At 67.9% G+C, this 26,632-nt stretch carries 17 protein-coding genes; 11 read left to right on the plus strand and 6 right to left on the minus strand.

Going from position 1 to position 26,632, the window contains the following annotated elements; all coding sequences use genetic code 11:
- Positions 1–180: 180 nt before the first annotated feature.
- Positions 181–3,828 (plus strand): RHS repeat-associated core domain-containing protein, encoded by a 3,648-nt coding sequence (locus ABD709_RS00005; protein WP_344771702.1) that lies wholly within the window; start codon positions 181–183, stop codon positions 3,826–3,828.
- Positions 3,829–3,839: 11 nt separating this feature from the next.
- On the plus strand, positions 3,840–4,502 hold the full coding sequence (locus ABD709_RS00010; RefSeq protein WP_344771703.1) for a hypothetical protein: 663 nt from the start codon (positions 3,840–3,842) through the stop codon (positions 4,500–4,502).
- Positions 4,503–4,690: 188 nt separating this feature from the next.
- On the opposite strand, the gene ABD709_RS00015 is transcribed toward ABD709_RS00010, so the two are convergent.
- Both ABD709_RS00015 and ABD709_RS00020 read right to left on the minus strand, forming a co-directional pair.
- Positions 4,691–5,095, minus strand: coding sequence for a hypothetical protein (locus tag ABD709_RS00015; protein ID WP_344771704.1), 405 nt, complete (start codon positions 5,093–5,095; stop codon positions 4,691–4,693).
- A 224-nt stretch (positions 5,096–5,319) separates the two neighbouring features.
- A complete protein-coding gene (locus ABD709_RS00020) occupies positions 5,320–6,606 on the minus strand; it encodes a chymotrypsin family serine protease (RefSeq protein ID WP_344771705.1) in 1,287 nt (428 codons plus the stop codon).
- A 980-nt stretch (positions 6,607–7,586) separates the two neighbouring features.
- Between ABD709_RS00020 and ABD709_RS00025 the strand changes: the two genes are divergently transcribed.
- The 4 genes from ABD709_RS00025 to ABD709_RS00040 all read left to right on the plus strand — a co-directional run bounded on the left by ABD709_RS00025 (position 7,587) and on the right by ABD709_RS00040 (position 10,639).
- The gene (locus ABD709_RS00025) at positions 7,587–7,817 is read left to right on the plus strand and encodes a helix-turn-helix transcriptional regulator (protein ID WP_344771706.1); all 231 of its coding nucleotides are present in this window, start codon (positions 7,587–7,589) and stop codon (positions 7,815–7,817) included.
- A gap of 206 nt (positions 7,818–8,023) precedes the next feature.
- Entirely contained in the window at positions 8,024–9,106 is a 1,083-nt protein-coding gene (locus tag ABD709_RS00030; RefSeq protein ID WP_344771707.1) for a tyrosine-type recombinase/integrase, read from the plus strand.
- 728 nt (positions 9,107–9,834) lie between these two features.
- Positions 9,835–10,116: a hypothetical protein gene (locus ABD709_RS00035; RefSeq protein WP_344771708.1), complete on the plus strand. Its 282-nt coding sequence runs from the start codon at positions 9,835–9,837 to the stop codon at positions 10,114–10,116.
- A gap of 76 nt (positions 10,117–10,192) precedes the next feature.
- Complete coding sequence (locus tag ABD709_RS00040; RefSeq protein ID WP_344771709.1) at positions 10,193–10,639, plus strand: hypothetical protein; 447 nt, start codon at positions 10,193–10,195, stop codon at positions 10,637–10,639.
- A gap of 311 nt (positions 10,640–10,950) precedes the next feature.
- Here ABD709_RS00040 and ABD709_RS00045 read toward each other — a convergent pair whose 3' ends face one another.
- Positions 10,951–12,270 carry an MFS transporter gene (locus ABD709_RS00045; RefSeq protein ID WP_344771710.1) on the minus strand — a complete coding sequence of 440 codons (1,320 nt, stop codon included), beginning with the start codon at positions 12,268–12,270 and terminating at the stop codon, positions 10,951–10,953.
- A 201-nt stretch (positions 12,271–12,471) separates the two neighbouring features.
- Positions 12,472–13,590 (minus strand): flavin-containing monooxygenase, encoded by a 1,119-nt coding sequence (locus ABD709_RS00050; protein ID WP_344771711.1) that lies wholly within the window; start codon positions 13,588–13,590, stop codon positions 12,472–12,474.
- A 288-nt stretch (positions 13,591–13,878) separates the two neighbouring features.
- Between ABD709_RS00050 and ABD709_RS00055 the strand changes: the two genes are divergently transcribed.
- Positions 13,879–17,190 (plus strand): AfsR/SARP family transcriptional regulator, encoded by a 3,312-nt coding sequence (locus ABD709_RS00055; protein WP_344771712.1) that lies wholly within the window; start codon positions 13,879–13,881, stop codon positions 17,188–17,190.
- A gap of 198 nt (positions 17,191–17,388) precedes the next feature.
- Here the strand turns inward: ABD709_RS00055 and ABD709_RS00060 are convergent, their stop codons facing one another.
- A complete protein-coding gene (locus ABD709_RS00060; protein ID WP_344771713.1) occupies positions 17,389–18,840 on the minus strand; it encodes an MFS transporter in 1,452 nt (483 codons plus the stop codon).
- A gap of 94 nt (positions 18,841–18,934) precedes the next feature.
- Complete coding sequence (locus ABD709_RS00065) at positions 18,935–19,174, minus strand: heavy-metal-associated domain-containing protein (RefSeq protein ID WP_344771714.1); 240 nt, start codon at positions 19,172–19,174, stop codon at positions 18,935–18,937.
- A 441-nt stretch (positions 19,175–19,615) separates the two neighbouring features.
- Here ABD709_RS00065 and ABD709_RS00070 point away from each other — a divergent pair, with 441 nt between their 5' ends.
- From ABD709_RS00070 to ABD709_RS00085, 4 genes are all read left to right on the plus strand, one after another.
- Positions 19,616–21,043: an alpha/beta fold hydrolase gene (locus tag ABD709_RS00070; RefSeq protein WP_344771715.1), complete on the plus strand. Its 1,428-nt coding sequence runs from the start codon at positions 19,616–19,618 to the stop codon at positions 21,041–21,043.
- 200 nt (positions 21,044–21,243) lie between these two features.
- Positions 21,244–22,749, plus strand: a complete 1,506-nt coding sequence (locus ABD709_RS00075) for an MFS transporter (RefSeq protein ID WP_344771716.1) — start codon at positions 21,244–21,246, stop codon at positions 22,747–22,749.
- 119 nt (positions 22,750–22,868) lie between these two features.
- On the plus strand, positions 22,869–23,099 hold the full coding sequence (locus ABD709_RS00080) for a copper ion binding protein (RefSeq protein ID WP_344771717.1): 231 nt from the start codon (positions 22,869–22,871) through the stop codon (positions 23,097–23,099).
- A 40-nt stretch (positions 23,100–23,139) separates the two neighbouring features.
- Entirely contained in the window at positions 23,140–26,529 is a 3,390-nt protein-coding gene (locus ABD709_RS00085) for a heavy metal translocating P-type ATPase (protein WP_344771718.1), read from the plus strand.
- Positions 26,530–26,632 lie beyond the last annotated feature (103 nt).

Consider the following 26,632-nt stretch of genomic DNA (forward strand, 5'->3'; position numbering starts at 1 on the left):
GTCCCGCCCGCCGAGCTCGAGGCCAACCACTGGGCCGCAGTCAGGTCCGAGAACTACCCTCAGACACCCGTCCCGACCGGGGCTGGTTCCAAGTAACCGAGCCTCCACGAAACCCGGGGCGATTCAGTTGCTCATAGTGCGGCAGGGCAGGTCAGTGTCGTCAGCAATAGTGGCCGTTCCTTGACCTTCGACTACTACGCGTCGGGCCAGTTGCACACGATCACCGCCAACGACGGTGCGACCGTCACCTACGGGTATACCAACGGGCTGCTTACCTCGGTGACCGACCCCAACAACAAGACGACGACCTACGACTACTACGCCAGCAACCAGCTCCACGACGAACGCGACCCGCTCAATAAGACCGTGGTGCAGCTGGCGTATGACCCGACCAGCATGCGTGTCACGGACGAATGGGACGCGCGCAACAAGCACACGACCTTTGCCTGGAACTCGGTTGCGGAGAAGTCAACCGTGACGGCACCAAACGGCGGGAAGTGGATCGACGATTACGACGATGGCGTACTCGCCAGGCGCGTAGACCCCCTTCGCCGGGTCTGGTCCTACTCCTACGACGCCAAGCTGCAACTCCGCAGCGTGCGGGACCCCCGCGGCACCACGACTGAAATGGTCTACAGCCCAGACGGGGACATGATCGCGTCTACGGGCGTCAATGGCCGTGTCGAAACGGCCTACAACGCCGCGCACGACCCGGTCGAGACGACCGACGCCAACGGCGTGGTCACCGACTTCGGCTACGACACAGCGGGCAACCTGAAGACGCTTACCCGAACGCTGCCCGTCACCGGCAAGGTGCTCACCGAGACCTACGGTGTTGACGCTCGCGGCCTCCTGACGAGTTACAAGGACGGCAGAGGCAAACTCACGCTCTACGGGTACGACTCGTTCGGCGACTTGCGCAGCACCACGAGCCCCGAGGGCCGCATCAGCACGTACACCTACTTCCCGAACGGTGAGCTCAAGACCCAGGTGGACCCTGGCGGGAACGTAACCACCAGTCAGCTCGACAGCGACGCGACCAGCTACACGACGACCTACACCTACGATGCTGACGGCCGGCCGAAGGCGGTCTCCAACCCGATCATCGGTACCGCGAGCACCACGTACTACGACAACGGGTTGCTCCACGTTTACACCGACGCCAAGAACCGTGACACCACCTACGGCTACGACGACGCCGGTCACGTGACGTCGATCCAGGGCCCCGACTCGTCTCTGCCGGCAGCGACTGCAACCTACGACGATGACGGCAACCTGAAGACGACGACTGATACAGCCGGACGGACCATCACCTATGGCTATGACGTGGCCGACCAACCCACCACGGCTGTTGGCCCGACCGGGTCGTACGTCTACACCTACGACAAGGGCGGGAACCTCGCCACCGCGGCACTCTCCGGCACCAACCCGACCAAGTTCGACTACGACCCCCGTGGCGCTCTGAAATCGATCAATTACGACAGCGTTGGAACCGCGGACGTCACATACGCGTACGACATCCACGGGAATCGGAAGACGATGGTGGATGCCGCCGGGACGGTGAACTACGGATACACGCCGCTCGATCAACTCGCCTCGGTGAGTCGTGCCGGCGGGCCGACGTTCACCTACGGCTACGACGATGCCGGCAACCTGGCAACTGCAAACGGTCCGAACGGCAACCTCGGCTACACCTATACCGACGATGGACAGCTCGACACGGTCAGCACTACGCCGACGGGCGGTACCAAGAAGGTCTTGGCGGACTACGACTACAACCACGACCTTTCGACAACCACTGCAACGCTTGGCAACGGCGCAACCTGGAAGCGCGACTACGACGCGGCAGGCCGCCTGACAGGCATCATGCACATGCGCCCCGGCGGTCAGGTGATCCTGGACGAGGACTATGCGCTCGACGCGGCGGGCAACCCGTCCTCAATCACCCACGCCGAAGGCAGTACGGCAACGACCGACACGAACACCTACGACGTACTCGACCAGCTCACTGCTGTCTGTTACGGCGCCACTAGCTGCAGCACAGCGACCGACTACGTCAAGTGGACCTACGACGCCGGCGGAAACCGCAAGACCGAAACCAGGCCGGCAGGCACCACGACGTACACCTACAACCCGACAACGGCCCGACTGGACTCCTGGGCAGGGCCATCCGGGAGCGCGTCATACCTCTACGACGCGTACGGTCGCCCCAGGACGCAGACCAGCACGCCCACCGGCGGGTCCTCAACGACCACGACGTATGTCTACAACGAGGCCAACCAGCTTCAGAGTGCGACGACAGGTACCCCGGCGACCAGCTACGCCTACGACGGCGATGGCCGACGGTTGACCTCGACCAAGTCAGACGGAACGGTTACCTCGTTCGCCTGGGATCCCCTGAGCTACCAGCTCGCTGCGCAGACGACGACGCCGGCTGGTGGCGGTGCGGGCACGACGAAGAGCTATCAGTACGGTCTCGGCCTGATCGGCACCACGACCGACAACCCGGTGACGACGGCTGCGACCTACAAGTACGTCCACACCGATCCGCAGGGCAACATCCGAGCCGTCACCGACGCGTCGGGTGCGTTGGTCGGGCGCCGGAGCTGGGAACCGTTCGGCCTCTCGAGAGGGACCGATACCGATCCCGGAGGCACTGGATTCGGTTGGGGCGGCCAGGTCACAAACGGCGACGGCACGATGCACCTGCGTGCCCGGGCGTACGATCCAACGACCGGACGGTTCGCCATTCCTGACCCGGCGGCTTCCACCAGCGGTTCGTCGACCTACACCTACGCCGGCAACAACCCGATGGTCAACAGTGACCCGTACGGTCTCTTCGACCTCAACGGCTTCCTGGACACCGTCGGAAGCGTCGCGCCGACGGTCGCCACGGTCGCAGGCATCGGCGCCATGATCTTCCCGCCCGCTGCACCGATCCTCGGACCCATCGCGTTGGGCGCCGGGGCCCTAACAGCGGCATCGTCCGCATACAACGCCTACGAGGTCTGTACGAGCGACAAGGGCGGCTGCGGCGCAGCGATCGGCCAGGCGGCGTTTGACTTCGGATCGCTGCTGCCGCTCGGACGTCTCGCAGGTCCTCTCGAGCGATCGATGGGGCGAACAGGCGAAGAGCTTCTCGATGACGCAGCGCACGCGTGCTCGTTCGAGGGCGACACACTCGTTCTGATGGCCGACGGGTCGACGAAACCGATCAGCAAGATCAGAGTCGGCGACAAGGTACTTGCCACCGATCCGGGAACCGGCCAACAGCGGGCAGAACGAGTCGAGAAGGTCTTCGTCCACTGGGACACGATCACCGACCTCAAAATCGGCGGCGAAGTCATTAGCACAACCCGTGACCACCCATTCTGGTCGTCTACCGACGGCGAGTTTGAACGGGCGGACAATCTCTCTCGTGGCGAAACGGTTCTGGGGCTCGGTTTGGATCCGACGCCTGTGGTCGATGGATTCGACGGAACCAGCGCTAGGTGGAGTCTTGCATACAACCTGCAGGTCCACGGGATTCACACGTACCACGTGGGTGCCGCTGCCATTCTGGTGCACAACACGTGCGAACTTCCTGCACCGGGCAAGGGACCTGGGGCGGTGCCGCCCAGCGAACGCGACCCACGGCGTCTGTTCAGCCGACCGGAGGTGCAGGATCAGCTTGAGCAACAGGGCGGCACGTGCCTAAGTTGCGGAGACCCACTGGACCTTGCGGGAGCAAAGGGACACCACGGCGTTCGCCATGCTGACGGTGGCTCCACTACGTTGGACAACCTATTCGTCCTGTGTGGGCCCTGCCACACTCAGATTCACCGCTAAAGGGGGTGACCATGGCAGGCATTGAAGACAAAGTTCACGTGACCTACGTGAAACAAGGGCTAGTGCCGCAATACGCATACACCCACGACATTAGCGGATCCAGCCCGTTTGAGTTCGTGTGTGCTGGCGTGACAGGACTTGTTTACAGGCAGGTGGACGACCTTCTGCGGTACGCTTACGCGCAGACCCCAGATAATCTTGCATCGCTCGGTACGTTTGGAGACTTGGATCAACAGTTTACTTTGAATAGTGTCGACCAAAGCTGGCTGAGTGTGCTTGTTCCTCGAACGCGTCAAGGCGCGCATTACCTGCAGGTCGTTCCACGATGTGTCCCGAATACGGTGGATACTCCTGACTTGTCGCTGGCACGTGACCGATCTCGCGACGTTGCCTGGAGGTGGTTGGATGAGCCATGGGCGTACGACGTGCCGTCAGGAAGTTCTCTCGTCACCACTCTCGCGGTGATGAGTGGTACGCCTCCGATCAGTTTTTATCGCTGGGAGCCCGACCAGTGGGAGGCACTGGACAAGTCGGCAGCAGATGTGGTGCGCGAAGACGTCCGGGTCCTACCCATCGGCGTACTCCCATTGATCTCGCCTCATCACGACTCGATACGGGGGCTTCGCGTTGGAGCTGGGCTTAAACTGACCGGACAAGGTTTGGTGCCCGACTAGCTCTTCTTCGAGATTTCGGGCGGCACGGGCCACGTCTGCGCAGGCCCTGGGGCACTGGAGGGAGGTCGCGATGCTCGATCCGAGTTCGTTGACGACCTTCCAGAACGCCACTGCCAGCACCGTGTAGTCGGCTGAGACTTCTTGTAGTGTTCGACGATGTCCTCGCGGTCTGCTATCGAACTTCGATTTCAAACTCGTGTCGAACCTGTGGGCCAAACAATGGTGACCGGGATTGCGAGGCTCTTCGCGTAACCGACTACGTCGGCAGTTCCGCCTAAACCTCCAGCGGCCTGTCCGTTCCAAACCGCATACAACTGATCAGACTCTTCGACAACTGCTCTACCGGCCGCCCAGAAGGCCTCCTCGGACGCCTCGCTGAACTTCATATGGGTTACGCTGCTGGCCTGAGCCAGTAGAGACTGAAACTTGTCCCGATCGGCTTGAGTCGTAAACGTTTCAATGTAGTCATCACATGGAATGATGACGTGTAGCTTTCCGAGATGACTGAGAATCAGATCCGCGAAAATTTGATCCGCGCCTTCGGCAAGCGAACAGAAGCCCTCTGGAGCAGCAACATCTTGGCGTACCTTCAAGCGCCACGGTCGTCGCTAATCGGTCACTCTATGTACGCGGCCGGTTGACGCGCCGGATTCGCCGAAAAAAAGACACGGCATAGATTCAATCTCGCTCCGACATCTTCCAAGGGTCACTTGGAGCGTTGCTCCGCGAATCCCGACCAACCCGCACCGTCTCCGTGGCACTCATATCTCGTCAGTGCGATCGCGTCCGCCGCATAATATGCTCGGACCCCGCTCCCTTAGGGCGACGGCAGCACGGTGGTGATCAGATGAGTATCGAGGGAATTGTTCACCGCACTTATATTGATGGCGAATCCATCTGGACTGCAAAACCTGACCAGGTCGGGACTGCCCGGGCACGATGTGTATTCGTCAGTACGGATCTTAACGGCCATTCCGTTACTCTGGATTTGTCTATTGCTATTCGCCCAACTAAACACCGCTCCGCCGCTGTCGCCGTCGCCTAGAGCTGCATGCGCCTGCATACCATCCCGATTCCGATTCGAGAACCAGAACCCAGGTCCGACATTCGAGCCGTCATCGAGCGTGGTGAATTGGTCGACCGCCATTACCATCAGCGGGCCGTCACAGATCCGGCCTGAGAAAGCACCGTTTGAGCAGACCTCATCTCCCAGACCGGGGTCCGCCCCGGGCACAAGAGGATTGAAATCACTTGAGTTCCAGGCGCCCGTGAAGTCCTGCCACCCCACAATCTTTCCCTTGATGAACACTGAGTCGGTTGACACAACTCCGCCGCCCGCTGTGCCGACGTCGTTCCCGCCGAGGCCGTCATCGTAAGTTTCATATAGTTGATTCCTCCCGCAGTGGCGGGCTGCGATTAAACCCGTAGTCCCATCCGGTTTGCGCGCCGGCGCCAAGGTTGTACAGCTTCGTCCATCAGTCAAAGAAGTGACGGCGGCCCCGCCCCAAAAAGGCTCGGTGTCGTGACGTCGGTCGATGGAAGCCAACTTCGTCGTGTGCTCTTCGAATACGACAGTTACGGGTATGTCGCCAGCCGCGGCCTTGAGGGAATCTTCGATTGCGGCCCTGTTGCTAGACGCCGGGGAAGCGTTAACGACCGCTTTGATTCCGTCGCCGTCGCTATTCGGTCCGACCATGTAAAAATTGACGTCCTCGCTGCTCGTCAACTTCAGCATGACTTGTACCGCATCAAGGATCTCTTGACGGCTCCAAGGCACTTCAACGGGCCGGACGGTGACGCCACTCGTTTTAAGCTCGTCTAGGACCGGACCTAGAGCGCTAGGCAGCTGCCCTTTCCATCGCAGGTCCAGAGTATCCGGCCCTACGAACGCGATGCTGTTGAAGCCAGCTGTGACCGCAGGATTCTGCAGCACCCAGTTCTGCAGTCGACCGTTAGCATCAGCGAGCGCGCTCGAGCCCAGAGAGCCTTCTGGATGTGTCATCTGTCCTCCTTGAGCCTCGATGGCGGTGATTTTCTGAAGGTCCACCTGGTCGGGATCGGGAGCGGGTGAGCCCTCTGCTAGTCCAACTGTCGCAACGGTCAAGCAGCCGACTGCTCCAAGCGCAGCCGCTATCCTCTTCAACATCGCATGCCTCCCGAGATCAACGTTAGATTGGCACGGTAGGCACGACTTCCGCTTGAAAGCAACGATTTCTACATCCGGTAGTAGAGCCCTCGCACTGACGGCAAGTCGACTCACGGTGAGACACCCTGCGTTGCTCTCCGGCTTCGATCAAGACTTCGGCGCCGTGTGCGATCGATGAGGGCGTGCCGTGTGCCCGGAATCTGCTCAGGGGCAGTGGCGCTAGCCGATGGCAGGCCCGCAACCTTTTAGTCGGTTTCGGTGCAGATTGCCCTTCAGCGCAGCGCTCGTTAGGTCTGTCTGGCCAAGCCAGACCCTACGGCGGTGGCGAGGGCCCTACTGCTGGATGCCATCAAGGAGCCTCGGCCCAGGCCGATCATTCGGACTCCGCATCACTACCCCGCGCTTCTTGAGCTGGCGCCAGATCATGTTGTGGTCCCGCTGCAGTCGCTCCCCAACCTTCTTCAATGACAAGCCGCTCTCATACAGCTCCACAGCCTGGTCAATCTCGGCCGGCTTCATCCGCTTCGACCGTCGTTTGGGTACACCCTCCCGATGCAGCAGCTCCCCGATCGTTTGTCGACGCACGCCGTAGCGCTCAGCCAGGACTGCCATGGTGGTGCCAGCTCGGTAGGCCTCGAGCACTTCCTGTGTTTGCTCGGCACTGAACCGGAAGGCTCGAGCCGGTGCTGGTCGTGGCTCAGGTGGCGGAGCGACCGGAACAGATCCCAAGGTGTTGACGAGCGCCCACAAAGGTTTTGAAGTAGGTCCTGTTAGGACCACCAAACGTGCAGGTCAGCGGCAGACTCTGGAACCTCCTCTGAGGAGACAGAGTGAAAACTCGGCACAAACTCGGCACTTGGCCGATCGCTAGGGCCGTTCCTGGCAGCGTCTCGAAGGCTTCGCTCGCCACCTGGGAGCGTCTCGCGTACCTGTCCACCATGGACACCTCGCACGCACACCCGGACACTTTCGAGCCCGTCCTCTCCCTGTCAGAGCTCGCCGACCGGCTGCACGTCACCGTGCAGACCCTCTATGACCTGCGCAGCCGCGGGCGTGGACCGCGTGGGTTCCGGGTCGGCCGGGAGCTGCGGTTCCGCTCGAGCGAGATCGAGGCCTGGCTGACCCGGATGGAGGCCGACGACGCGGCCCGGCATCCTGACCGACCGTGACCGGCGGGCGACCCCGGACCGCGATCGGCACCTTCGGCACCATCCGCGTCGACCGACGCGGGGGCCGATGCGTCGCCGAGACCCGTTTCCGCGACCTCGACGGTCGGCTACGCAAGGTCACCGCCACGGCCAGCACTCCGGCAGCGGCGCGAAGCCTGGTCAAGGAACGGCTCCTGAACCGATCCGGCTACGGCAGCGGAGGGCAGTTGACACTGGCCAGCTCCTTCGGAGACCTGACCGCGCTCTGGCTGGCCGACCTCGATCTCCGAGACCTCACAGCCGGCACCAAGGAGAGCTACGGCGACATCGTGCGGCTGCATGTCCTGCCGGCCTTCGAGAGCTTCACGCTCGGCGAGATCACGACCGGTCGTGTCGAGTGGTTCCTGAAGTCCGAGGCCGCGGTATCGCACTCCCGTGCCATGCACGCACGCACCGTGCTCAATCTGATGTTCGGCTTCGCGCTGCGCCATGACGCGATCTCCCGCAACCCGGTCGAGGGGACCTCGCAGCGCCGCAAGCCGAAGCAGGTTCCGCAGGCGCTCACGCCGGACCAGATCACGGCGATCCGCCGCGCGGCCGCGAACTGGCGCACCGGCGACGGCCAGCCCGGCCCGAAGAGCGACGGCCAGGTGCGCGACCTGATCGAGGTGCTCCTCGGCACCGGGATGCGGCCCGGCGAGGCGCTCGCCCTGCGGCGCTGCGACATCACCGACGGACCAGGCGGCATGGTCGTCCGGGTCACCGGGACCGTCGTCCACCGCAAGAGCACCGGCCTCATCCGGCAACCCCACCCCAAGAGCGAGAGCTCGATCCGCAGCATCCCGGTCCCCGACTTCGCCGCCGCGGTGATCCGGCGTCGGCTGGCGGCCGTCAAGTCAGGCGACCCCGACCGGCTGATCTTCGCCAGTCGCAACGGCGGTCCACTAAACCCCTACAACGTGCGCCGCACCTTCCGCGACATGGTCATGGACGCAGGACTCGAAGACGCCGGTATCAGCCTGCGGTGGTACCGCCGTACGGCTGCGACCGTGATCGCACGGAGCATGGGCACCGATGCCGCAGCGACCTTCCTCGGCCACACCTCGACGGCCATCACCGAGGGTCACTACATCGAACCCGACCCCACCATCGACCACACGCCCGCGGCCTACCTGGAGCGAACGTTGAACCCGGGCGCCGAACAGGACCTACTGCTCTCAGCGCCGGCTAGCGCCGACGAGGAGGCCCAGCTCGCCGCTCTCATCGACGATGATGACGGCGATGGCGCCGTGCGCGCTGGCTCCGATTGAGCGGTTCTCTCGAACATCCTCGGAATCTGCTGAGCGATCTCGAGCCACCTCCAGGCGTGCCCGATGACCGATTGACACGCCACACCTGGCGGGCGCACGGTGGTGAGGTGACTCCTCGGATCGGATGTAACGAGTCGACGGCCGCGCAGCGGGCCCGGGAGGAGTTCGCGGTCGTGGGGACTCTCCGCTGCCTCGGAGACGGTTCCGGCGAGTCGCCGGGACCGCGGCTGCAGTCCTGGTGAGCCACCGGAACCGGAGGGAACGGTCCCGAGGACTCCGCGGCACCGTGGCCGCCAGGTAACGCCGGCCCGGTACCGAGTTCGGGACCGGCTCCGTACCGGGTACGGGGCCGGCGGCGCCGCCGGTCCCTCCCGGCTCGTGGCCCGCCGGCGGGTGACCGCACCTCCACCCTCGCCTCGACTCTCGCACGCTCCTTCAGCACCTTGTCACTCACTCCTCGGCCCTCCCCTTCCCGCCATGACCCCTCCGATCTGCGCTCCCTTGCTCCTTCCTGCGTTCCCCCCAACTTCTTTTCGTCACACGGTGTGCAGATCGAGGTGGACGGACCAGGCGGAGGGCTGGGAGCTCGGACGCACCTGACGAGCATGGAGCAGTCCGTCTCGACCTGTGCCCTCTGCGGCAACCCGTTGCCACCGAGCAAAGGCCGGGGCCGTCCGCGGATCTACTGCAGCGACCGGTGCCGGCAGCTCGCTCACGAGGAGCGAGTCGTGGAGAGGTTCCAGACCGAGCTCGAGGAGCCTCCGCCGCCGATGGCAGTTCCGGGCAGCCTGCTCGATCGGTGGGCTGTCGAGGGCGCGAAGTTCGACGAGATCGTCCAGGACCCGTACCTGCTCGGCCGATTCATGGATGACCTCATGTGCCGGATCGCCGTCGACCACATTCTCGAGGACCACCGCTACCAGCACGCCGTCAATCAGTTGATCGTGACCTTCTTCATGATCGGCCGGATGTCCGAGGGCAGTTATCAGCTGCCGGTGGTCCTGTCCTGACTGCGTCGGCAAACATCGCACGCCGTACGCGGCATGGCCGGGCGGAACCGCTGCGTCGGCATGGCAGCCTGCGGGAGTGAGCACCGATAGAGACCTAGTTGCGGCAGAAGGCGTTGCCCCGAACGGAGACAGCTGGGCGGTGCTCTATCGAGCCGAGACCTTCGGCGCGCGCCACTACGTAGCGCTTGTCGTGAACGGCGGTGTCCAAGAAGACGGGGCGGGTTGGGAGATAACGGGGAGGACCGAGATTGGGTTCGCTGGTGGGTTCACCCCAGGTGTGGGCAACCGCTACCTGTATGGCCTCGTCACCTCCCGCATCGCGACCGTGCGCGCCGAGTGTCGGAACGAGCGTGACCAGTCTGAGGTTGCGACGGAGCCCTTCCCCGCTGCCAAGGCAGACGACGGGAGGCCACTGCGGACGTTCGTATTGGTGCGACCGCCGATAGACGACGTGATTGCCCTCGTGGGATTGGACGGTGAGGGGCAGGTCGTGCAGCGAATCGCTCTCCCCGGAGTCCCGTAGAGCCACGACAGCGCCCGCCCGCTCTCGGCAGGAGCGAGTGACATCACGAAGCCGACCGGCCCAGATCGCGGCCAGGGGTCCCAGCCCCTTGCCGTGCATTCGACCTCGTGTGGCACACAGGATAGGACCGACCCAGCGCCACTCGCAGTCGCGGGCGGGCGGGCGCCACGGGAACCACCCCCGGATGAGCGTGGGGCGGGAACTTGTCGCGGCTGGGCACGGCTCCGGATGGCGACACCTGGACGCGTTACCGACCTGAGGACGAAATGGCCGTCAGTTCGAGGAGACTGGATGAGTCCGTCGGTCTGCGTTCAGCGACGCACGATCGAGCAGCCGAGGACGGCTGTGGCCAGTGCGACGGCCGCAGCACCAGTGAAGGCTGCCGTGAATCCGTTGCCGGCCGTCAAAGCGATCGCTGTGAACGCAGCGGTTCCGAGGGCGGCGCCGACCTGGGTCGCGGAACTCGCCAGACCGGACGCCAGGCCGGTGTGCGTCTCCGGGGCCACGGAGACGATGACCATGGTGGTGGGCGTGAAGCTCAGGGCAACCCCGGACGCGACCAGGAGTAGGCCGGGGAGGACCGCAACAGGGTAGCCGTGCGCCGTCGGCGCGTACGCGAGCCACAGGTGCCCTGCGGCGAGGATGAGGAGGCCCACGACCAGACTTCGTCGTGGACCGATGGCCCGCAGCGCTTTCGGGAGTAGCACCAGGTTGACGATGAACCCGGTGATCGAGGTCGGCACCATGGCCAGGCCGGCGTGCTCAGGTGACATGTTGAGCGCCTTCTGCAGGTACAGCGCGATCAGCACGAAGGTCGAGGCCCGGGCGGCTCCGCCGAGGGCCGCCAGGCCGACGCCGGTCGACAAGACTCTAGAGCGGAAGAGCTCGAGCGGGACGAGCGGATCGATGGTGTGGCGCTCGATCGCGATGAAGGCTCCCAGGAGCGCAGCAGAGGCAACGAGGGCGATGAGAACACTGGGTGAGCCCAGGCCGCGGTCGGCTGCGCCGAGGGCGCCGTCGACGAGCGCCAGAACGGCTGCGGTGATGGTGACCGCGCCGGGGGCATCGAAGCGGCGCCGGGCGCCGTGCGGGGTGTCGTCGAGGACGCGGCGGGCCAGCACGACGGCAGCAAGGGAGGCAGGCACGGTCACCAGGAACACCGAGGACCAGCCGAAGGTCCCGGTGAGCACACCACCGGCCAGGACACCGGTGGCCCCGCCGACAGCGGAGGCTGCGCCCCACAGGCTCATCGCTCGCGCTCGCCGATCGCCCGGAAAGTTGAGCATCAGCAGCGACATCGCGGCGGGACTGAGCGCGGCCGCGCCGGCGCCTTGGATGATGCGTCCGCCGACGAGCATCCACTCGTTGACCGCGGTCGCGGCCAGGAGCGTGCCGACGGTGAACAGCGCGGACCCGGCGATGAACATCCGGCGCCGCCCGAGGAGGTCGGCAACTCGACCGAACAGCAGCAGTAAGCCGCCGAAGGTCAGGACGTAGGCGTTGATGATCCAGCTCAGCCCGGCGGAGCTGAGGGCGAGGTCGGCCTGGATTGAGGGCAGAGCGACGTTCACGATCGAGGTGTCGAGCATGACGACGAACTGCGCGGAGACCAGCACACCGAGTCCGATCATGCGCCGACGGTGCTCACGGTTCGACGGAGCGGTCGTCGCCATGGCGGCCATTGGAATGGGGCGGGTGGTCTCGGGCTTGGTCGCGATGGTCATTGCTCCACCTAGGTCGTCGGGCTGGGAGTGCGAGGTGTGCTCACCGTCTCGCCGTGGGCTCCCGGCTCGCGCCGGGAAGATCGCCGGGTTTGTCCGCGGTTGCCTGGCCTACGCACGCGGGACGGCCGCCGCAGCGATGACACGCTCGGCCACCCACTTGGCGTCGTCCTTGACGAAACCGAGGAGCGCCGACCCGCGCGTGTGCTGCCACGGCAGCCCGATGAACGTCAGCCCCGGAACCGTGGTCATGCCGCGGTCGTGCTCGACCGTGTGGCGGCCTTCGTGGTCTGCAACGGATCCGGGGACGTCGATCCAGGAGTAGTCGGACCTGTACCCGGTTGCCCAGATGACCGTTGCTAGCTGGCAATGGGTCTGGTCGGCGAAGGTGAGCCCGTTGCGGTGCGCCGCGGTCAGACCGGGACGGATCTCGACTCCGGCGTTGCGAAGCTCGACCAGGGGGGTGCCGATGACTAGGTCACCCCGAGCGCGCATGCGACGCGCAACTCGGGAGTCGGCGGCCTTAGACAGGAGCCCGGACTTCGACAGCCACCAAAACAGGTCGCGGCCCAAGATGCGCTGCGGGAGCTGCATCGGCTCAGAGCCGACAGCGAGGATCACCTGGTGTGTCGCGGCAAGCTCGAGGGCGATCTGGCGTCCGGAGTTGCCGGCACCAACCACCACGACCGGACCGGCCCCAATCTGGGCCGGGTTTCGGTACTCAGCGCTGTGCAGCTGCCGGACGCCGTCGCCGAGGTCGGCGCTGATGGCCGGGACCACCGGGGTCTGGAACGGGCCGGTGGCGACGACGACCTGCCTGGCGTGCTGCGGGCCCTCACTGGTGTCGACGAGGTACCGGCCTCCGTCGCGGCGAAGGCGCGTGACACGCGTGTTGAGGACGATGGGCAGGTCGAACCGGAGGGCGTAGGCCTCCAAATAGTCGGCGACATCGGTGGCCGTCGGGTACGTGTCAGCGCGGGCGGGGAACGCCATGCCGGGCAGGGCGTCGTACTGCGCCGGGGTGAACAGCGTCAGGGAGTCCCACCGGCTCCGCCAGGCCGAACCGACCTCGGCGGCGCCGTCGACGACCAGGAACCGGAGACCGGCTTGGCGCAGGTGGTAAGCGACCGCGAGGCCGGCCTGACCGGCGCCGATGACGAGGACGTCGAGGGCATCGTCGCGGAGCGGGGCCGTCCGGATCGTGTCGGGGTGGGCGGTTTGAGTGGACATCGGCGTTGATCCTTCGGTTTGGGACGGATGGTGGGCGCGACGGGTGCTGCACTCGTGCCGCTCTGGTGCTGTTGAGAGTGCTGTCGGGCCGGTGAGGTGACGTTATGAATCGGGAGGGATGTTCGCGCCGGTGAATTCGCCGGGCCGTGCCTCCCGCGGCCCGGGCGGTCTGGGAGGAGCCGACCTGGCCCGATCCCTCGATGGGTGATCCCGCCTCCCTTTGTCAGCGCGGGCGTCGGAGTTCAGGCACGATGGGCGGGAGACTTGGCCAAGCGCCCGGAGGAATTCGTGGACGACCTGCGCTTCCGTCTGCTCGGGCCGATGGAGATTGCCCGTGGCGACGCGATGCTGCCGGTTCCGGGCGCCGCGGAACGAGCCCTGCTTGCGCAGCTGGTGCTGTCGCCTGGCCGAACGCTGCCGGCCTCCCTGCTGATCGATCGTCTCTGGGCGGAGTCGGACCTGCCGGTCGACCCGATGAACGCGTTGCAGATCCGGGTTTCGAAGCTCCGCCGGACCCTCAGGGCGCACGGCGCGCCCGACCTGGTCACGCGTGAGGGGGTCGGCTACCGCGCCGACATCGACGCCTCGGCGGTGGATGCCGTCGACTTCGCCGCCCGGGTCCGGGCGCTCCGCGCGGCGGCCGCCGAGTCGACCGGCGACCCGGATGCGCTCGAGAACCAGCTCGACGGTTATGACTCGGCGCTGGCGATGTGGCGGGGCGAACCGCTGGCCGACTTCGTGGGGGAGCCGTGGGCTAGCACCGAGGCCGCACGCCTCAACGAGCTGCGCCTGGCCGTATTGACCGAGCGAGCGCAGGCCGCCCTCGCTCTGGGCAGGCATCTGGAGGTCATTCAAGACCTCGAGCCGGTCGTCGCCCATGATCCGACCCTCGAGTCGCTCACGGGCCTGCTGATGGTTGCCCTGTACCGAGGCGGCCGCCAAGCAGATGCCTTGGATGCCTACGCCCGCACCCGGGCCCTCTTGGACGAGGAGCTCGGTCTCGAGCCGTCGGTGGTCCTGCGGTCGCTGCACGAGCGCGTGCTGCGACAAGACGAGGCCCTGGGCACCCAGCCGGAGGCGGCTGTCCATGTCCGGGCCCCGGTCCTGGGCCAAAGGCGCTCGCGGGAACGCGGAACCGCCGCACCCGCTGCCGCCAGTTCCGCGGCGCCCGTTGCCACGCCAACTGCCACTAGTGCTGCTGATGGTGCTCCCGCGCTCGGACCGACGAACTTGCCAACGGTCGTGCGGCCCCTCATCGGCCGCGACGAGACGCTGCAACAGCTCGGCGAGCTTCTCGGTGGCGTGCGGCTGCTGTCGCTGGTCGGGCCGGGAGGAGGCGGGAAGACGTCGCTTGCCCTGACCGTCGCCGTGTACGCGCGCTCGGAGTTCCCGGGTGGAGTCTTCGGCGTGCGGCTGGCGTCCGTCGAGACTGCCGACCAAGTGCCGGTCGCCGTTGCGGACGCTCTCGGAATGCCGATGGACGGCGCCGGCGCCGAACGCGACATCCGCGAGCGCCTGTACAGCTACCTCGCCAACCGCAACCTGCTGCTGGTGCTGGACAACTGCGAGCACGTCGTCGACCCCGTCGCCAGTCTCGTCGACGACATGTTGGGTCGGTGCGTCGGCGTGACCGTGCTGGCCACCAGCCGCGAGGCGCTCGCGGTGCCCGACGAGGTCCAGGTCAACATAGGCCCCCTCGAAACGCCGCCCGAGGACACTCATCCCGGCGACATCCTCAATTACCCGGCCGCCCAGCTGTTCGCCGAGCGCTGCCGAGCGGCGCGTCCCGGGACTGTGTTCGACGAGCCGAACCTGCTCGCCATCGGCCGCATCACCAGGGCACTGGACGGCATCCCGCTGGCCGTGGAGCTCGCGGCGGCCCGGGCAGAGGCGATGACGCCTGGCGAGATCGCCGACCGGATCTGCGACCGAGTCGACCACCGCTTCGTGCTGCTGACCTCCGGGTCGCGTACCGCTGAGGCGAGACAGCAGACCCTGCGCGCCACCGTCGACTGGAGCTACGCCCTGCTCAGCGAGGACGAGCAACAGCTGTTCAACCGGCTGTCGGTGTTCCAGGCGGGGTGGACCATGCCCGCGGCCGAAGCCATCGTCGCCGACGACTCCGCCGGCGCTGACCCAGCAGGTGGCGCCTCGGACGGGTTGGTCCTGGGAGTCGTCGCTCGTCTCGTGAAGCGCTCGATGGTCGTGGTCGAACCAGGCTCGCCGACGCGGTACCGGATGCTGGAGACCCTGAGGCAGTACGCCGCCGAACGGCTCCGCGAGGCCGGTAACCAGGCCACGGTGTCGGCCCGGCACGCGCGGTACTTCCGCGATCAGGTTGTCGCTGCTGAACTGGAACTGCGCGGCCACGGGCAACGTGAGGCGCTGAGGTGGTTGCGCCGCGAGCAGCCGAACGTGCGCGCTGCGCTCACCTGGCTCAGCGGCCCGCAGGGCGACCCGGACGACGCCCTGGAGATGGCGGGATCGCTGGCCCTGTTCTGGCACCTGGGTCGCCACATGGAGGGCCGCGATGTTCTGCAACGGGTCCTGGCGCTCGGCGGCAGCGACAACGCCCGCGCCCGCGCGCTCCAGGCGGTGTCCATCGTCGAGCGCCCCCGCGCCTGCCTTGTTCATCCCAGTCCGCTGTGCGCCGAGACAGCCGAGCAGAGCCTGAAGATCTTCAAGGCCCGGGAGGATCACCCTCGGGCCGCATTGTCGAAGGTGCTGCTGGCCGTCGAGGGCGTCACCGGCGCCGACCCGGACCGGTCGGAGGAGTTGCTCGCTGAAGCCGAGGAGCAGTTCCGCGGCGACGGGGACGAGTGGGGCCTGGGGGTGGTCGGCTTCGTCCGCATGGAGACCGCCCTGAAGACCGGGCATCTCGAGGATGCGGTCCGCGTCGGTCGCGCTGCCGCAGCGCGGTTCCGGCAACTCGAGGACTTCTGGGGCTTGTCGGCGATCTTGTACCACCTCGGGTGGGGGTTGCGGGAGTTCGGTCGCGACGAAGACGGGGCGCACGAGCTCGAGGAGGCGATCGACGTCGCCGCCGCGGCCGGTGTTTTCAACACCGTGCAGTGGGCGCTGGCCGACCTCGCGCTCGCTCACCTGAACCTCGGTCGACGCGAGACGGCTCGCGACCTTTTCGACCGCGCCGATGCCGCGTCCAGGCACGTTGGCGACGGGGCTGGCACGGTCCTGGCCGACTACGGCCACGGCCTGCTCGCCCTCGAGGGCGGCGACCTGGCTCAGGCCGAGCAGCGCCTGGTCCGCTGCCGCGACGGGTTCGCGGCCTTGCGGACCCCGGTCTGGGAGGGCTGGGCGCTGCTGGCCCATGGACGATGCGTCGAAGTCGGCGGTGACACCCCGGGCGCGCGCGAGCTCTACGAGGCCGCGCACGCCCTGGGCCGACTGTCCGGCGAACCGGGGCTCATCGCCTCCTCCCTCGAAGGGCTCGCACGCACCTGGAGCCACCACACCGACCGATCCCGGCAGCTCCAGCAGGAAGCCGACCAGGTCCGGGAGCGGCTGGGCCGCCCCCGTCCTCATCACCAGGACTCCTGGACGGTCGGCGGTATGGGTCAGGCACCCCTGTCGGCAAACTGACCCCGCCGATCCAGCAGGAGGCGCTGTAGCTCCTTCTGGGGTTGGGTGGAGCGAAACGCTGTCCGCGGATTCGCCTTCCCAGAGTTGCGGCTGCTGCACCTGGTCGCCGAACAGGTTCACCTGTGAGGGCATCGGGCTCTCCGTCCCGTGTGTGGCTGGTCAGTGCGTGGCGGTGGGTGTTCGCGGTGCCAGGTTCCGTCACCCGGCAACGGATTCGCCCGCGGTCTGGTCGGACGCCGCAGCCTGCGGGGTGCGCAGACACAGGACGGCGATAAGCGCGCCGACGGCGGCGATGCTTGCGGCACCGAGGAAGCCCGCGGAGAACCCGTCGGTGAGGCCGGACACCCCGGGTGCTCCCGCCGCGGCTGCGACTGCGGTCATCGCGGCCAGGCCGATGGCCGATCCGATCTGGTAGTTGGTGTTGACGATCCCTGCGGCCAGGCCCGCCTCCTGGGGAGGGACGGAGGAGAGCGCCAGCCCGAGAGAGGGGATGAACGCCATCGCCATACCGGCGGCCGTGACGAGCGTTGCCGGCAGGACGTCGACCCAGAACGTTCCGGTCGGGCGGAGGAACGAGAGCCAGACGAGGCCGCCGGCGAGCGTGGCCAGCCCGGCGACGGTCATGGTCTTGGGTCCGAACCGGGCGATGAGTCGGGGTGCGACCGAGACCATCCCGACCATGATCGTCAACGTCAGCGGCAGCAGCGCAGCACCGCTGGCGAACGCGCCCAGGCCGAGGACCTGCTGCAGGTACAGGTTGACGAAGAAGAACATCGGGATCCAGGCGGCGCCGAGGAAGAACTGTGCGGCGTTGGCGCCGGCCAGGTTCGGCGTCTTGAAGATGGCCAACCGCACCAGCGGCTGCTCCCGTCGCGCCTGGCCGGCCGCAAACAGACCGAGCAGGGCGATGCCGCCCAGGCCGGCGATCAGGGTGCCGGTTGAGGTCCAGCCTTGCTGTGGGGCGCGGACGATCGCGAAAACGATTGCGGCCAGTCCCGCGGTGACCGTGACGGCACCGGCTAGGTCGAGTGAGCCACGCCGGGTCGTGCCGGTCGGCATAACCGATGGGGTCACGGCGAGGACGACGGCGGCCAGCGGCAGGTTGATGAAGAACACCCACGGCCACGAGGCGTACTGAGTCAGTAGACCTCCGAGGAAGACGCCGGCGGTGCCGCCAGCGGGCGCCGCGGCGCCGTACAACGCGAGTGCCCTGGTGAGCTCCTTCGGGGTGCCCCCGAAGATGGTGAACAGCAGGGTGAGAGCGGCCGGAGCGATCAGCGCGGACCCGGCGCCCTGCAGCGCGCGGCCGACCAGCTCGACCGGCACGTTGTTCGCCAGTCCAGCAGCCAGTGAGCCAGCGGTCAAAATGGCCCAGCCGGTGGCGAAGATCCGTCGGGCGCCGAACAGGTCGGACAGCCGTCCACCGAGCAGCAGCAGGCCGCCGAAGGCGACGACGTAGGCGTTGAAGACCCAGCTCAGGCCTTCTGGGGTGAAGTCGAGGTCGTGCTGCATCTCGGGCAACGCGACGCCGATGATCGAGGTGTCCATGATGACCATGAACTGGGCTGCGGCGATGAGTCCGAGAGCCAGCCAACGTCGGCTGTCCCGACCCGTCACACCCGGTGAGGTGGAAGTCGTAGCGGAAGACATGGTGTGTGCCCTTCTGTGGTGACGCAGCCAGCCGGGCGGCTGCGCTGCGGGGTGGGCACGAGCGTCACCAGACGTCCTGTCCGGCCGCTGTCCCTCACCTGTTCTCCCGCGCGTTCTCGTTGGCGCTCTCGTGCACGAGCTCGGGGCGGTAGGTGGTCCCTTCGAGGGCGCGGGCCACGTCGAGGTAGGTCATCGTGCCGCTCAACCTGATCTGCGACGTGGCGGCGTCCGCGGCGACGGTCTGCACGCCGGGGACGTCGCGGAGCCGCGCGGTGACCTCTCGGACGCAGCGTCGGCAGGCCATGCCGGCGACGTAGAGGGTCAGCTCAAGCATCGGGTGCTCGCTCTCTGTCGGGTGCATCCGAGGACACGATCCGGTGGAGCGCTGTCCCGCCGCTGTCCGCGATCAAGAACTGCGCAGTGGCGGTGACACGGGCTGCGACCCTCCGTCGCCAGGTCTGGACAGCCCGCGGGACCGGACAGCGGGCCCGGACAGCGGGACAGCGCTGGACAGCCGGCGGACAGGCGCGGGCCAGTCCCCCGGTCGAGGCTCTCGCCATCAGACCAGCCGCCGAGGCTCTCGCCAGGCGAAACCAAGGGAAGTGATCCTCATGTCCGCCTCGCAGATCGTCATCGACGCAGAGTCCGGCACCTACACGGGTCGCTGGCATCACTCGCACAACGGCTACGCCGGGGACTTCTGGACCGAGTGGCCAACGCACAAGCCCGGCCATTCTGCCGTCGCAAGCAACGCCACACCCGACCACGCTCGGCAGTGACGACCACCCACCCCCGGCACAGCGAGAGCGAGACCCTCATGGACACCCACACCCAGACCAACGGCCTTCGGGGCGATCAGCAGGATGACACCGCCGAGCACGACCGAGCTCGAGCGTCGGGGCCGGTCGCGCGCCTCGTCGCCGCCTCCCTGGTGGCCGGACTGGTCGCGGCGGCTGTCCTCGTCCTGGTCGTGTTCCCGGGCGCCGCGGAGAGCACCATCACCGGGTCGTTCCTGGTCGCGTTCGGGTTCGGATGGGCGCTCCTGGGGTGGTTGACCGCCCGGTTCACCGATCGGTCGCTGCGGTGGACTGCCGTTCCGGCCGTGGCCATGGCGGCCACCGGCGCGGCGCTCCTCGCCTTCACGCCAGAGGACGCCGCGATGCGCGCGATGGGCTGGGTCTGGCCGGTCGCGACCGTGGCGCTCGCGGGCTACATCTGGGATCAGGCCCGCCGCACCGTGCCCCGACGTGGCCGTTGGATGCTCACTGGCGTCGCGGCGGTCCTCGCGGTCATCTCCATCGGTGGTGCCTACGAGGACGTCGCGGTGGTCCGCGAGCAGCCCGCATCCGTGGCGCCGGGCACGCTGTACGACGTCGACGGGCACCAGATGTACCTCGACTGCCGGGGACACGGCAGCCCAACCGTGGTGCTGTTCAACGGGCTCGGCGAGGTCACCGCGTCCTGGGTCCGCATCGTCGACCAGGTCGCATCCCACACCCGCGTCTGCGCCTACGACCGCGCCGGCCAGGGATGGAGCGAGAGCGCGAACCACCTGCAGGATGGCGTGGAGGTCGCTGCCGACCTGCACGCGCTGCTTCAAGCGGCCGGCGAGCACGGCCCGTACGTCCTGACCGGACACTCCACGGGCGGCACGTTCGCCCTCACGTACGCGGCGCAGTACCCCGACCAGGTCGCCGGGATGGTGCTGCTCGACAGCTCCAGTCCGCACCAGTTCGACCTGCCCGCCTACCCCGGCCAGTACGCGATGATGCGCCGAGGACTCGCGGTGCTCCCCACGCTGGACCGGTTTGGTCTCGGTCGCCTGCTCTGGGCGGCGTCGCCGGCCCGACTGCCCGACCCCGCAGCCGAAGAGGTTGCCGAGCTCAGCGCGAGCGCCCGCGCCGCCCGCAGTGGCCGGGACGAGATCTCGATGCTCCCCGAGGTGTTCGAGCAGGCCCAGGCGCTGACCACCCTGGGCGGCAGGCCGCTCGCCGTCCTGACCGCAAGCGAGAGCCAGGACGGGACCGACGGCTGGCCCGCGGCCCAGGACCAACTCGCCGCGCTCTCGACGAACTCCACCCACCGCACCGTCGACGCCTCCCATGCCGGGCTCCTCGAGGACGTGGGCCCGGCCCGCGAGTCCGCCGACGCGGTCACCGAGGTCGTTCGCGCCGCCCGGACGGCCAGCGCGACCGGTCGATGACGAGGGCGATGACCAGGGCGATGACCACTGTGATGGCAAGGATGTCCGGCGGCACGGAATGCCGATACCAGGCGGACCCCGGCGATCACCGGCCCGAAACCCGGCGATTTCGCCAGCGCGAGACACGCCCGATCGCGACGACGCTCGTGGACACCGCCGGCAACCCGTCCGCCGGCCCCACCCGCCCGAAGGAGAACCCGATGTCCACCGAGCTCCACCACACACCGCCCGCGCCCCCCGCCCACGACCCGGCTGGCAATACGGCGCCGCACCACGGTCAGGAGTCGAGCGCACCACGGCGGCCGTGGACCGTCCTGGCGTTGATGCTCGCGGCCCAGGTGATGGTCGTCCTCGACGTCAGCGTCGTGAACGTCGCCCTGCCCAGCATCGCCGCCGACCTGCAGCTGTCCTCCGGCGACTACCAGTGGACCGTCAGCGCGTACGTGCTGCTCAGCGGCGGGTTCCTGCTGCTCGGCGGCCGGATGGCCGACCTGTTCGACCGGCGCCGGATGTTCCTGACCGGACTGGCCGTGTTCACCCTCGGCTCGCTGTGCTCCGGACTCGCGGGCTCCGCGCTCATGCTGATCCTGTCTCGCGGCGCCCAGGGCGCCGGCGCCGCCATGCTCACCCCGGCGGCGATGTCGATCGTGATGACCAGCTACGCCGGCCGGCAGCGCGCGACCGCCCTGGCCATGTGGGGCACGGTCGCCAGCATGGGCATCGCCGCCGGTGTCCTCTTCGGCGGCATCCTGACCACCGTCTTCGACTGGCGCGCGGTCTTCTTCATCAACGTGCCCGTCGGCGCCGCGGTTCTCGCCGGCGTGCTGGCCAAGGTCCGCGCGATGCCCGGCACCACCACTCATGGCGCCCGCGGCGCCAAGCGTCTCGACGTGTCCGGCGCGCTGACCCTGGTCACCGGCCTCCTCGCCCTGGTGTACGCGGTCGGGTCGACCACCAGCCACGGCTGGACCGCCCCGCAGACACTCATCGCCGCCGCGGCCGCCGCCGTCCTGCTCGCCGCGTTCGTGGTCAACGAGCGCAAGGTCGCCGCCCCCATCGTCCCGCCGACCACCTGGCGGATCCGGTCCCTGGTCTCCGCCTCGATCGTGATGGCCGGGGTGACGGGTGCTGTGGTAGGTGCGATCTTCCTCAGCTCGCTGTACCTGCAGCAGGTCCTCGGCGCGTCCGCGCTCGTCGCTGGTCTGGAGTTCCTGCCGCTGGCCGCATTCATCACCGCCAGCGCCGCGATCGCTTCCAAGGCCCTGCCTCACCTCGGCGCGAAGAGGCTCATCCTCATCGGCCTGGTCATCGCCGCCGCCGGCGCCCTGGTGCTCGCCACCGTCGGCTCCGGCTCCAGCTACCTGACCGACGTGCTTCCCGGGTTCGCCCTCCTCGGCCTCGGCGTCGGGCCGATGTTCGTCGCCATCTCGGTCGCCGCGATGAGCGACGTACCGCAGGAGCAGTCCGGCATGGCGTCGGGCCTGCTGATGACCGGCCACGAGATCGGCGCGGCCCTGGGCGTCGCCGCCCTGACCGCGATCGCCGGCGACCTGACCACCCAGGCGGGCATCGTCCACGGAGCCCAGGACGCGTTCCTTGCCATCGCGATCGGCCTCGGAGCCCTCCTCCTGCCCACCTCCCTGCTACCCGCCCACGACCCCGGGGCCGCCGCGGCCGCCGGTCACGGCCACGGGCACGGGCACTGATCCCGGCGGTTTCCCCGGCGCGACCCGGCGCCGGGGAAACCGACTCTGGGTCCACCGCAACAACGCGCACCACCGCTCAACACCAACCGCACCTCTTCACCAACGAACAGGAGAACCCCATGTCCACCACCCCCGCCACCGCCGACAGCAGCCGGACCTACCGCGTCGTCGGCATGACCTGCGGCCACTGCGTCTCCGCCGTCGAGCGCGAGGTCGGCGCCATCGACGGCGTCACCAACGTGACCGTCGATCTGGCCAGCGGCGACGTCGTCGTCGCCAGCACCCGCACGGTCACCGACGACGAAATGACCGCCGCCATCGACGAGGCCGGCTACGAGCTCGCCTTCTGACCCCAATCCGACGAACCGACGCACCATCCCGGAGACCGAGATGACCACGACCACCCCCCAGACCCCGGCCCCGTCGCGCGGCCAGGACCAGCAGGACCAGACAGCCTCAGGCATCCACATCGACGACGTCGAGACCAGCTTCTCCATCGGAGGCATGACCTGCGCGTCCTGCGTCGGCCGGGTCACCAAGGCCCTGAACCGCGTCGACGGGGTGGTCGTGGCCTCGGTCAACCTCGCCACCGAGACGGCCACCGTCACCCACGACCCGTCGCTCGCCGCGGTCAGCGATCTGACCGCCGCCGTTGTCCGGGTCGGCTACACGGCCACCCCGAAGCCGACCCGGACGCCGGCACCCACCACCCCCGCCGGCCCCGGTGGCCCCGGTGGCCCCGTCGGCACGGCCCGGGCTGTCGACCGCCAGGCCGGTACGCCGGCCGACGATCTCGACGCCCGCCGCGACCACGAGATCGCCCGCCTGGCCCGCCGTTGGCGGATCGCCCTGGTGACCGGCCTCGCGCTCATGGGCGTCATGTACCTACCGCTGCACCTGGACACGATGGACTGGCTGATGCCGCTGCTGCTGGTCATCGCCACCGGTGTGCAGTTCTGGGCCGGCGGCGACATCTACCGGCACGCGTGGACCGCGACCCGCAACAAGGCCACCACCATGGACACCCTCGTCGCGCTTGGCACCGGCGTCGCGTACGGCTACAGCGCCTTCGTCACCCTGTGGCCAGGCCCGGCCCAGCGCTGGGGTCTGCCGCTGCACCTGTACTTCGAGACCGCGCTCATCGTGGTCGCGCTGGTCTTGATGGGCCGTTGGCTCGAGCTGAAGGCCAAGAAGCGCACTGCGGGCTCCATCAAGGCCCTCGTCGGGCTCGCACCAACCACCGCACGCGTCGTGCGCGGCGAGGTCGAGGTCGACGTCCCGGTCGACGAGGTCCGCGTCGACGACCTGGTGCGGGTCCGGCCCGGCGAGAAGCTGCCCGTCGACGGCGTCGTCGCCGACGGCACCTCGACCCTGGACGAGTCGATGCTGACCGGCGAGAGCGTCCCGGTCACCAAGACCACAGGCGACACCGTCATCGGTGCCACGATCAACCGCACCGGCACCCTCGTCATCAAGGTCACCGCCGCCGGCGCCGACAGCACCCTGGCCCAGATCATCCGCCTCGTCGAGGAGGCCCAGGGCGCCCAGGCGCCGATGCAGCGCCTCGCCGACCGGGTCTCGGCCTGGTTCGTGCCCGCCGTCCTGCTCACCGCGTTCGTGACCTTCCTCGGCTGGTACTTCTTCGGCCCAGACGACCAGGCACTTGTTCTGGCCATCGGCACCGCGGTCGCCGTGTTGATCATCGCCTGCCCCTGCGCGCTGGGCCTGGCCACCCCGACCGCGGTCATGGTCGGCACCGGCAAGGCCGCCGAGCTCGGCATCCTCATCGGCGACGGCCAGGCGCTGGAGACCGCCCGCCGGGTCACCGCCGTCATCCTCGACAAGACCGGCACCATGACCGCTGGCCGCCCGGACCTCGTCGGCGTCACGACGCTGCCCAGTCGGACGGAAGACGAACTCCTCGCCTTCGTCGCGGCCGCAGAGGTCGGCAGCGAGCACCCCGTCGGCGAAGCAATCGTCGCAGCCGCCCGCACCCGTGGCCTGACCTTGCCGTCCGCCACCGACTTCGAAGCCATCGCCGGGCACGGGATCAACGCCAAGGTCGGCGGGCGCTACCTCCTGGTCGGCAACGCAGCGCTGATGGCCCGCCACCGTGTCGACGTCAGCGCCCTGACCGACGCCGCCCGTCGGTCGGCCGAGCAGGCTCGCACGCCGATGTACGTCGCGGTCGACGGCACGGCCGCCGGGCTGGTAGAGGTCGCGGACCCGATCAAGCCCACGTCCGCCGACGCTATCGCGGCACTGCACGCCCTCGGCCTCGAGGTCTGGATGGTGACTGGCGACAACGCCGCCACCGCCCGCGCGGTCGCCGCGCAGGTCGGCGTCGACCACGTCCTGGCGGAGGTCCTGCCCGCAGACAAGGCCGACCGAGTCGCCGACCTCCAGGCCGCCGGCCACGTCGTCGCCATGGTGGGCGACGGAATCAACGACGCTCCGGCCCTGGCGCGTGCCGACCTGGGGGTCGCCATCGGCACCGGCACCGACGTCGCCATCGCCGCTTCCGACATCACCCTGGTCGGCGGTGACCTGCGCGGCATTGTCACCGCGATCGCCCTGTCCCGCGAGACCGTGACCACCATCAAACAGGGTTTGACGTGGGCGTTCGGCTACAACGTCCTGCTGATCCCGGTCGCCGCCGGGGTCCTGTACTGGTGGGACGGGCTTCTCCTGGACCCCGTGCTGGCCAGCGCCGCGATGGCGATGAGCTCAGTCAGCGTCGTCACCAACGCGCTGCGGCTGCGCCGCTTCGATCCCGCCAAGGCGGGGTCCCGTCCGACCCTGCTCGATCAGGTCGGCCGCTGGTCCTACCTGGCCGCGATCGCGGTGGTCGCCCTGTCGCTCGGTGCGGGGTTCACCTGGCTGTCGCGGACCGACCAGGCCGAGCGCGGCATGAACGGGGCCTTGGCGTGGTCCGAGGGCATGGGCATGCCCATGCGCCCGCTGATGAGCACTATGGAGGAGACCGACGTGCCGCCGGTCAGCCCGCACGACGCCGACCTGAACGTGGCGCTGCAGGTGCCTGCCGACATCGAGCCCGGCGAGCCCACCATGCTCACCGTCACCGTCCGCGACGCCGAAACGGGCGCGCTGGTCGACGACCTGGTCCGCACCCACCAGGTGTGGATGCACATGATCATCACCCGCACCGACCTCGGCACGTTCGCCCACGTCCACCCTGAACCGACCGAGGTTCCCGGCACCTACGCGGTCACCGCGAGCTTCCCGACCTCCGGGACGTACGCCGTGCACACCGAATTCCGCCGCCAGGGCCAGATGGCCGACGTTCTGGACGCCCACGAGGTCACGGTGGCCGGCACGGCCCCGCAGCCGGCGCCGATCCCCTCGACCGACGCGCGCACCTGGACCGGCGACGGCATACGCATCGTCCTGGACGGCGACGCCCACGTCGGTGAGACCAGCGACTTCGCGCTGCGGTTCACCGACACCACCGGCCGCCCGGTCGAAGATCTCCAGCCGTACCTCGGCGCCGCCGGGCACGTGGTCGTCATGCGGGCCGACGGGTCGAGCTTCGCCCACCAGCACGCCGAGACCTTCGACGACCAGGGTCGCCCGGTGTTCGCGCTGCCCGGGACGACGTTCGGGCCCGACCTGGACCTGCACGTCCGCTTCGACCGGCCCGGCAGCTACCGACTCTGGGCACAGTTCCAGCTCGGCGACGGCACCGTGGTCACCGCCCCGTTCGTCGTCCACGCCAGCGGCCGGCCGCCCCTTCAGCCTGCTGAGGTTGTCGCACGATGAATCCCTCGTCCGCCTGCGGCCTGCTCGCTCGTCACGTAGAAGGAGTGTGGTCATGACTGACGCCTTACGACTGCGACCGCTGACCCTCGGCGACCTGCCGGCC

This window comes from Nocardioides panacisoli (assembly GCF_039537325.1).
GTDB lineage: Bacteria > Actinomycetota > Actinomycetes > Propionibacteriales > Nocardioidaceae > Nocardioides > Nocardioides panacisoli.

Excerpts from the sequence above, each read along its gene's own strand:
- ABD709_RS00010 (WP_344771703.1), top strand. The coding sequence starts at position 3,840 with ATGGCAGGCATTGAAGACAAAGTTCACGTGACCTACGTGAAACAAGGG.
- ABD709_RS00025 (WP_344771706.1), top strand. The coding sequence starts at position 7,587 with ATGGACACCTCGCACGCACACCCGGACACTTTCGAGCCCGTCCTCTCC.
- ABD709_RS00045 (WP_344771710.1), bottom strand. The coding sequence starts at position 12,270 with ATGATCGGACTCGGTGTGCTGGTCTCCGCGCAGTTCGTCGTCATGCTC.
- ABD709_RS00050 (WP_344771711.1), bottom strand. The coding sequence starts at position 13,590 with ATGTCCACTCAAACCGCCCACCCCGACACGATCCGGACGGCCCCGCTC.
- ABD709_RS00060 (WP_344771713.1), bottom strand. The coding sequence starts at position 18,840 with ATGTCTTCCGCTACGACTTCCACCTCACCGGGTGTGACGGGTCGGGAC.
- ABD709_RS00065 (WP_344771714.1), bottom strand. The coding sequence starts at position 19,174 with ATGCTTGAGCTGACCCTCTACGTCGCCGGCATGGCCTGCCGACGCTGC.
- ABD709_RS00075 (WP_344771716.1), top strand. The coding sequence starts at position 21,244 with ATGTCCACCGAGCTCCACCACACACCGCCCGCGCCCCCCGCCCACGAC.
- ABD709_RS00080 (WP_344771717.1), top strand. The coding sequence starts at position 22,869 with ATGTCCACCACCCCCGCCACCGCCGACAGCAGCCGGACCTACCGCGTC.
- ABD709_RS00085 (WP_344771718.1), top strand. The coding sequence starts at position 23,140 with ATGACCACGACCACCCCCCAGACCCCGGCCCCGTCGCGCGGCCAGGAC.